General features: G+C 34.0%; 7 protein-coding genes. 1 reads left to right on the top strand and 6 read right to left on the bottom strand.

What is annotated here, in order from left to right:
• The coding region (locus IMO47_RS02785; RefSeq protein WP_196076768.1) for a BapA prefix-like domain-containing protein at nucleotides 1–782 on the bottom strand (782 nt) is incomplete at its 3' end.
• A gap of 31 nt (nucleotides 783–813) precedes the next feature.
• Nucleotides 814–1,671: an OmpA family protein gene (locus tag IMO47_RS02780; RefSeq protein ID WP_196076767.1), complete on the bottom strand. Its 858-nt coding sequence runs from the start codon at nucleotides 1,669–1,671 to the stop codon at nucleotides 814–816.
• Between the two features lie 818 nt (nucleotides 1,672–2,489).
• On the opposite strand from IMO47_RS02780, the gene IMO47_RS02775 reads away from it, so the two are divergent.
• Nucleotides 2,490–3,314, top strand: coding sequence for a DUF6502 family protein (locus IMO47_RS02775; RefSeq protein WP_196075826.1), 825 nt, complete (start codon nucleotides 2,490–2,492; stop codon nucleotides 3,312–3,314).
• Nucleotides 3,315–3,318: 4 nt separating this feature from the next.
• Here the strand turns inward: IMO47_RS02775 and IMO47_RS02770 are convergent, their stop codons facing one another.
• From IMO47_RS02770 to IMO47_RS02755, 4 genes are all read right to left on the bottom strand, one after another.
• On the bottom strand, nucleotides 3,319–3,696 hold the full coding sequence (locus IMO47_RS02770) for a helix-turn-helix domain-containing protein (protein ID WP_196077833.1): 378 nt from the start codon (nucleotides 3,694–3,696) through the stop codon (nucleotides 3,319–3,321).
• A gap of 1,343 nt (nucleotides 3,697–5,039) precedes the next feature.
• A complete protein-coding gene (locus IMO47_RS02765; protein ID WP_196077834.1) occupies nucleotides 5,040–5,603 on the bottom strand; it encodes a hypothetical protein in 564 nt (187 codons plus the stop codon).
• A gap of 180 nt (nucleotides 5,604–5,783) precedes the next feature.
• A complete protein-coding gene (locus IMO47_RS02760; protein ID WP_196076660.1) occupies nucleotides 5,784–6,617 on the bottom strand; it encodes an OmpA family protein in 834 nt (277 codons plus the stop codon).
• Nucleotides 6,618–6,722: 105 nt separating this feature from the next.
• The coding region (locus IMO47_RS02755) for a YadA-like family protein (RefSeq protein WP_196077875.1) at nucleotides 6,723–8,681 on the bottom strand (1,959 nt) is incomplete at its 5' end.

The raw sequence follows: 8,681 nt of genomic DNA, 5'->3' as shown, positions 1-8,681 counted from the left end.
CCGCTATTGTCTACATCAACTGTTATTGAACCTGCTTCACGGTCTAAACCACCTTGGTCTGGAGTGTTTGGATCATTGTCATGATCTGTCTTAACCAGACTGTCTTCTGCTTCTACCGGTGTTCCGTTACGGTCTACTGTTTCTGCCTTAACCGTTAATTCACCATCTGCAAAGTCTGCCGGTACTTCTGCTGTATAGCGACCATCCGGCTGAACCGTTGCCGTGACTTCTCGTTCGATCGGATTGCCTGACTGGTCCTGACCGGTAATGGTTAACTTGACTTCGCTGCCCGGTGCAACATCCGTCGTTCCACCGGTGATCATACCTGTTTTTGTTAACTCAACTGAAAGCGTTCCATTTGGCTTACTTGGATTTTTATGATCATCATTATTTGTTGCCGCAATGGCACCTCCAATTGCACCAGCACCAATTAACCAAGGTAAAAGCCCCATTAACTGGCTACTCGCTTCGGGCAATAGAACCTCTAAACCAGAAATAGTTTTAAAACCAGATACTTCATCAAACCAATATAAAACGCACCCATCTTCCTCAAAAACCAAATCTGAAGAAACTTCATCATATGTTATGAAAAAATTCTCAATAACAATGGTTTCACCATTTTTAAGTTTGAGTACCAAATTATTTCCATCACGGATAAATTCAGCTACATCATCACGATTCATTTTAGTATGTATAATCGAAGCTTCACTTAAACTAAAATGTGCTGTATCAAACGTTGCCTTATTTAAAGAATCTTTTTCTATTACAGTAAATTTATTCATAACCCACCCAAAATACTAGTAGTTAATTCAATTATTTAGATATACCTGTTATTTCCACACTGACTCGGCGATCCGGTTGTAAACACGTTTTTAGTTCTTCATCTTGTTTAATATCAAAACAACCGTTTGTGACAGGGTTCTGTTTGCCAACACTTATCGCTGAAATAATATTTTGAGCTATGCCATTTTGAACTAATAAATTACCTACTGTATCTGCACGATTCTGTCCCAATTGAAAGTTATAACGATCACTACCTAAACGGTCGGTATGACCTGTTAACTTAATATGGCTGACTGATACAAAGTTGTTTGAAATTTGCGAAGCTAAATTTAAAATTTCACGGTGTCCTTGAGGAAGGAGATCATTCAAAGAAGATCCATTGAACTTGAATAATGTATCTGCTGCTAAATCCACAGTGACAGTTGTTACGGCTGTTTCATTCGATTTCAGCTCTTTCTCTGGTGTCTTACAAATTAACGGATTGCCATTATTTGAAATAAAGGGCTTACCAAAATTATCTACAGAAAGTAGAAATTGATTATTTCCCACGTCATCCGTGGATAAATCCACATCGCAACTTTTACAGGATTTTTCTGTGCAATTTTTAACCTTTAAATTATAAGAACCTGATTTTAGATAATAATTATTTTTATCATTAACGTAAAAAACACCAGATTTTATGCTATCGATATAAAACTCAATCGGACAGTTTTGTTTATCAAGGCTTTCTTTTGTACAAAGTTTCGAATCACGAATAACACTAATTTCTTTATTATGCGTCCCGTCTTTCTTTTGGAAGTGAATGCTATTTTCTTTGCTGGGTTGGTTGGATGCACATGCTAATAACCCAAATGTGCAAAAACCAATGATCAATGGAGTTTTATACATAATAATTTGAACCTAATTTTTGAAGTAATGTCATAGCAAATATGTTCAAAATGAACATTTTTAAATATTACACAAAAATGTGCAAAATAAACACTTTTTAAATTTTTTTTTTAGAATTTTTCATACACACAGTTTTAGATAAAATTTTTAAATAGATCCCTACATCATTCAAAATTAAACGTGTGATTTTAAAATCTTGCAGTCCGTTAATTATCCAAATTTAAAAATAATTTTTTAAGATATTTTATTAATAAAAACAAAGATCTATTTAAAAAACACTAGTCCGCACTAACTCAAACTTATACGCAAAATGATGAAATTTAAAATTGAAGATTGCTTTCCTATTAGGATATGTACAAAACCGTTTTAAATTTATTTGTTTAGAAAAACTTTAAATCTTCAGACTGTTTAGTCCAGAACTTGTATTCCTAAAAATGCCTAGAATACACATTCATCTTTCCAATATTGCACCCACCCCGCAAAGCCTAAGACAGGATGAGTTTGTGCTAAACGCCATAAAAAATGGCATCTAATAATTTTTACCTATAAAAATCACAACTTAAATTTGAATTTAAATTGCTTGTTCTGTTTCATAAAAAATGTTTTAAATGCAAAAACGACAAAAAAAAATTCATAAAATACAAATAAAAACAAAAAGATAAATAAATAAATGTAATCTATAAATTTTATAGCTTATTTTTTTAAAAAAAAGAGGCTACAATAAGAACCTATAAATCTATTTGTTCAAGTTGACAATAAGTTGTGGTTTTAACATATAAAAATTCAAGTCAAAATATTTTTACTTTTGAGGTGATTACATGACAAATAACACTTCCGTTCTAACACAATTTCATGAAATGAAGCTTACTCATGCAAGTGAAACTACATTAGAACATGTTATAAATATTATGCCTCAACTCATTAATTGGCTCATTAGTGCTGGCGTTGGTTATAATGAATTTAACACAGCTTTAAAATCATTATTTTATAATGAGGCGATAAAAGAACTAGATTCAATTGGTCAAAAAAAAACAGACTCATCAATAAGTTTATTATCAGGATTAAATCGTCGAGATGTGAGAAATTTTTGCAACCTGTATGGCGAATATAATCTGGTAAATCAATCTGATACAAGACTACCGATTAGTGTACCAGCTCGTGTAATTGGTTTATGGATCAACCAGAAATCTCCTTCAAAGATACCTTTTTATGGGGATTCTCCTAGCTTTGAAAATCTAGTAAAACAAGTTTCATCCGAAAAACACCCTAAATCAATCTTATTGGAACTTATACGTCTAGGTATTGTTGCCCAAGAGGATGAGTATGTAATCTTAAAAAATTCAAGCTACAGCCCTAATTTCAATGTTGATGAAACGAGTCAGCTATTCACTCATAACATTTCAGATCATCTCTCTGCGGGTATAAATAATATCAAATATAATAAAAATTTTTTAGAACAAGCAGTTTTTGCTGATGAACTTTCTCAAGAATCCATTATCAAGTTAAACAAATTAACGAACGATCTCTGGGAAATTATGTCTAAATCAATCTTATCGGCAGCTATTGATTACTCTAATAATGATAAGGGACTCGATAATGCTAATAAAAGGTTTAGAGTAGGTGTTTATCAATATGATGAATGAACACTTAACTTTCCGTTTTGTTTTTTTCCCAATGCCCTCCCTTTGCTTTAGTCCAACCGAGTTTTTTTAACGTTCTCCAAAGAACTGCATATGATGTTTTATAACCAAATTTTTTTTCAAATGGTTCAATCAAATCCCTCACCCTTTTAAAAGGTGTGGATTTTATAAATTCATCAAAGGACAATAAATCCTGTATTACAGCGGGTCGGCCAAGAATATTTGGAGACAATGGATTTAGACTTCCATTCAAACTTTCTAATAAAATCCATTCATCTAGAGTTGATCTTGCAATACCAAATTGTTTACAAACATTAGATTTATGTTGAGATTTATAATAAGCAGATAATACTTTTTTGCGCAGATCTAATGAATATGCTCGCATAATACCTTCTTCTACTTTCTCACTTTAGTTTAAAACCTAAAAAATAATAAAAGATTTTTTAAAATTAACTCACACACAAAATTAAGAATATTTAATTAAATCAACAATATGAAATAACTTAGCATACATGCTGCTGACAACTAAATAAGCTTTCACATAACGGAACTTAACTGCATGAATTAAAAAATGCATAATAGCAAATTATATGTTCAAATAACACATTTTTTTCATCAAACAACGAACACACTAGACTTTTCCATACCTCAATTTTTAGTCAGCTCTCAATCATATGCAGCTGCAATCGAATTGAATCTTAAACCCAGTCTTTTATCTCTCTAAAGCTTTGCAAAAAGTTTTAAAAATCCTGTCAAAGACTTCCAAACTTAACCAGCTATTTTGCCGAATCTTATCTAACTCGATTTTAGTAAATCTCAATATATCCAAATAAAACAGTGTTAACTTCTTTTATTGAATATATGACCTCCTACCCCATTCGCTTCCAGATACAGCCGTACCAAGAACAGTAGGCTACTCGACATGCTTCGAATCCCCCTGATGAGCCACTGTGTCGTTCAGTACGTAAAATACTAAGCGATGATCTATATGATGAGGATTTTGCTAACTCATAATTCGATGACTGAATAAATCTTGCCTCGCACATGATTATTACTCATTCTGGTGGGTACAGATGGTAAGTTATGTTCTGCAAACATAATTTAGCTGCATGGCTATAATTTGATACTCTAGACAGTCGATAATTTAAATTGTTTATAAGCAGTCCCCCTGACAATTTTCATATTCAATTTACGAATTCACGTGCACTTTTGCCAGGATTTAACAGAAAGTCAACATGCACTTTTTAGATAGCTTTGGTTTTTATGAGTAGTTTGATCGTTCATCAGTCTGCAACATGCTTTTGTTCTGTTAGAAGTTGAGATATGTTTGAAACTGTTGGATTAGATTCATGGATTCATTTATCTAGTGTTGAATCGCGATCTCGTAATTTTTTGTATGATGGCAGGCTACAGGCTCATGTAAATTTGAAAATGTATAAGTTGTTGCTTGCTATTAAATTCATGACTAAAACAGCCATTTTTATCTGCAAACTTAACATTCTATTCGCTTCAAAGCGACGATCTGTTGATTATTTTATCTACAGCCAAATTAATAATATATTGCACCTATAATTAAAATATTCAACTGTGTCCCTTCGGTTTTAATTTTATATTCTAGCCAGAAAATTTAAACTCTAGTTTGAAATATAACTCCCATTAAGCAAAATTATAAAAATATATCAACAGCTATTTAAAATTATCACAACATTAATTTTTCACTTAAAAAATTTAATTAAAATTAAAAAATTCAATTAATTTATATTTTAACAGAACTTCTCGCCAAGTTCCTTTATAATGCCCATTAAGAAAGTCTTCATCAAAATAAATCTGTTTTGTTTTATCCGTATTTTTTTTAAGACCTTTTATTAACATTAGGTAATTGAATAAAGACTCATATGTAACATATTTATCATTTGGCGTTTTTTTTAAAAAATTTAAAACTTTATGATTGGGCAACTCTACCCAACAATCGTGATAGAAAACGCTCAGCATTTGTTCATTATAAATATATTCAATTAGGTACTCTTTCCTTTCTCCCAGATCAACTGAATTAACGATCACAATGATATTGAGTTTTGATAACCATTTCAATGAATCTAGTACAACTTCAGAATCAAGGGATAGTTCATGAGGCGAAATTTTTAATACCCTTTCTGTATTTTTTAATTTAACGGCCATTAAAACTAAAACTTTAAGTACGCCAATTTTAAGCTTAAGGCTTAAACTCTCTGTAATTATTTTAAAATTCTGGCGATTTAACCACCATAAACATATTAAAGTCGTTTCAGGCATAAATATTTTTCTCTTGGATATATTTTTAAATAAACCAACTTCCCCTCAAAAAGTTGGTTTATTTTTTAATTTTCTTGATGCTTTCTAAATAAAATAAATCTTATTTATATTGTTATATTATTTTTCAATGATTAATAACATCAGAAAATAATACATATTTATCGAAATATTTTCGTTCAATCACTGTTCCATATATCCATCAACATCAATGACCACTCTACGGTTAGGCGCTAAACAATTAATCAATTCAGTTCTCGATAAATTACTTTCACACTCTGTCACTGCATGGGCTGGTCCTCGCCCTTGTGAACTCATGACATCAGGATGTATTCCTCGAGTTGCTAAATACTGCTTGATGCTTTCAGCACGATCCTGAGAAAGTTTTTGATTATAGGACAGAGACCCTAATCGATCTGTGTAGCCCGTGATTGTGATTGATTTAATTACTTTAAATCGCCCCAATTCTTCAATCAGATTATCTAGGTCTAGTCGTCCTTTCGGATTCAAATTTTGAATATCACTTTTATCAAATGTAAATAATGCATCAGCTCCCAAAGTAAAACGCTTTGTAGATACTTTTTCTGGAATCTGTTCTATTACTTGTGGTGTCAGAGCTGGGGGACATACGCCATCTTGAGGATTGATTGGATTCCAATAAAAGCGACGTACATACATATTTTGATCAAATAGGACCTTGAATTGGCATGTCGTTATATTATTTTCACCTTGACCTGGGGTTGTAAAATGAAATAAATAGTTCCATTCACGTGGTCTCCAACCATCATCATATTGAGGACGTCCAAGCAATTCATAGAGCTGATCTTTGCTCATCCCTTCTCTGATCTGATTTAAACTTTGTAAGTTTGGAAAGGTTCCTGATTTTTTGTTAAAGATGACCTTTTCTGCTTTATGCCATTTAGGTTGTTCCGTTGTACCTTCTTGAGTAATGACTGTTCCAGTGGTGCATCCACCCATTAGTCCAGCAAGTAAACTCAACGCCATTAATTTTTTCATATCCCAATTCTCGCATTAATTCTGTTTTTAGATAATTTGAATGGAGTTTTTTATAGTGTCAGATACTTTTGAGGCTTTAAAAGTATCTGACCTTTTGTTAAAAAATTACCATTGAATTCCTGTGCCGACTGTTCCACCAAAATCGCCACGAGAGTTACCGCTTCCACTTATTTTGAATACCCATCGACCATTATCTGATATTGATGACATTCCTATCGCATAGCCACTCTCGCCTCGGAAAGTGCCGCCACTGATTGCCATCATGCTTTTCCCTGGGATATAAGCCTGTGGTAAACCTGCTGTAGCTAATGCTTGTGCATTACCCGCATTGGCACGATTTTCTACATCATCGATGCGTTTATTTGTGGTATAAAAGGCTTGTTCAAGTCGATTGCTTACATTGGTTACACTTTGATCCAATGCGTTAAGTGCATCACCCACATTGTTGTACGAGCCTCCACCAACATTATAGGTTGGACCAGTATTGGTCTCATAATTAGCACCACCACCTAAGTAGTTATATATGTTGGTATTACTTGCATGTAATTGTGAGCCGTTTATAGCATCTGTTGATGTTGAACTTAAGCTACCATTTGCAACATTCGTTACTTTATTTGCTCCGGCATTAATACCTGCTTGATCGATAACAACATTTCCAACTATTACTTTATCACTCGTCACTGAACCCGATTTAACCGTATCAAAAGTCACATCTTTTTGTGTTGCAACTTGATAGTTCGTACTACCATCTGCATTTTTACTGGTAGACACGGTGATATTGTCGCCTGCGGAGACTGTTGATTTCGCTGTATTTGCTGCCTGTATTGCATTTTGTGCAACTTGTTTTAATTGATCTTCTGTCGCAGCTTGACCAGAAATAATATTATTTGGATCCCAGGCGGTATTCGATAAACCGTTTACAGTGCCAGTTTCACCATTTACTGTAATTTGACCTGCGGTGATATTTCCTTTTGAACCATCTATCTGAACATCACCAACTTGGATTGTTCCTTCATTACCATCAATAGATACCGTATTGTTTCCTGAACCAACCTGGATTTTGTCACTTAAACCCACTGTAATATTGTTGCCTGTATTGGTAACCGTAACTCCACTGACTGTATCGCCATTAATATTTACTGTATCATCGGGTTTAACAGTACTTATCGCATTTGATCCAGAATCTGTAGTGACTTTCCAGCCTTGATTTGCATTTGCAGCTTGCTCATTGACATATTTAATCGCATCATCAATGTTATTCTGACCCGTACCACCTATATTGTTCCAACTAATCTGGTTATTCACATAAAGTGCATTGCCACCAAACAGCTGGGTCACATTGCTACCTAAACCATAAAGCTGGCTAGCATTGATCGCATCTTTGGAATCAGCACTAATCAGACCTTCAGCAACATCAGTGATTTTTTGGTTCCCAGCACTGATTCCATTTTTGGTAATGCTTGGTCCATGTGTAATGACTAATCCGTTTGATGTAATCGTAGTATCTCCAACGGTTACTTTATTGAAATCGACATCATCAGCTGTGGCAATGGTATAAATTGTTTGACCATCTGCTCCAGTAGTTGTACCAACCTGAATATTTTTACCTTGTTCAACTTCTGTTTTAGCTGCCGCTGCACTATTATCGACATAGTTTTTATTCACAATATGTGTTGCTTCAGTGATCGGTCCTGTATAGTAACTGCCACCATTATTCACTGTGAAGCTATCGCCTAACTTGGTTTCACCCGTTGCTGTCAGGTTTGTCGTGTTCACTGTGGTGAAGTTAACATCTGCTGCTGTACCCACTTTGATACTGCCATCTGCATTGGCTGTTAACTCAACATTGTCACCCGTCACAAAGTTGACGGTGTTGTTATCTTTATTGACAGTCTTCACATCGACACCATCAATCTGAGTTACCACACTTTGTAATGCTGTATCTGCTTTTACCAAGCTGTCTTTGCTTTCTTGGCTTAAATCAACAGCATAATCAGTGACATTATTTGCATTGGTTGTGCCTGCAGTCACAGTGACTGCACTTGAGCCTGCCGAAGCGGTAGT

It is taken from the genome of Acinetobacter sp. Res13-Abat-PEC15-P4-01 (assembly GCF_015676285.1).
GTDB classification, from domain to species: Bacteria; Pseudomonadota; Gammaproteobacteria; order Pseudomonadales; family Moraxellaceae; genus Acinetobacter; species Acinetobacter nematophilus.
This window is presented reverse-complemented; position numbering and strand designations above follow the sequence as displayed.

Coding starts and splice junctions, on each gene's coding strand:
- IMO47_RS02780 (WP_196076767.1), bottom strand. CDS start 1,671: ATGTATAAAACTCCATTGATCATTGGTTTTTGCACATTTGGGTTATTA.
- IMO47_RS02775 (WP_196075826.1), top strand. CDS start 2,490: ATGACAAATAACACTTCCGTTCTAACACAATTTCATGAAATGAAGCTT.
- IMO47_RS02770 (WP_196077833.1), bottom strand. CDS start 3,696: ATGCGAGCATATTCATTAGATCTGCGCAAAAAAGTATTATCTGCTTAT.
- IMO47_RS02765 (WP_196077834.1), bottom strand. CDS start 5,603: ATGCCTGAAACGACTTTAATATGTTTATGGTGGTTAAATCGCCAGAAT.
- IMO47_RS02760 (WP_196076660.1), bottom strand. CDS start 6,617: ATGAAAAAATTAATGGCGTTGAGTTTACTTGCTGGACTAATGGGTGGA.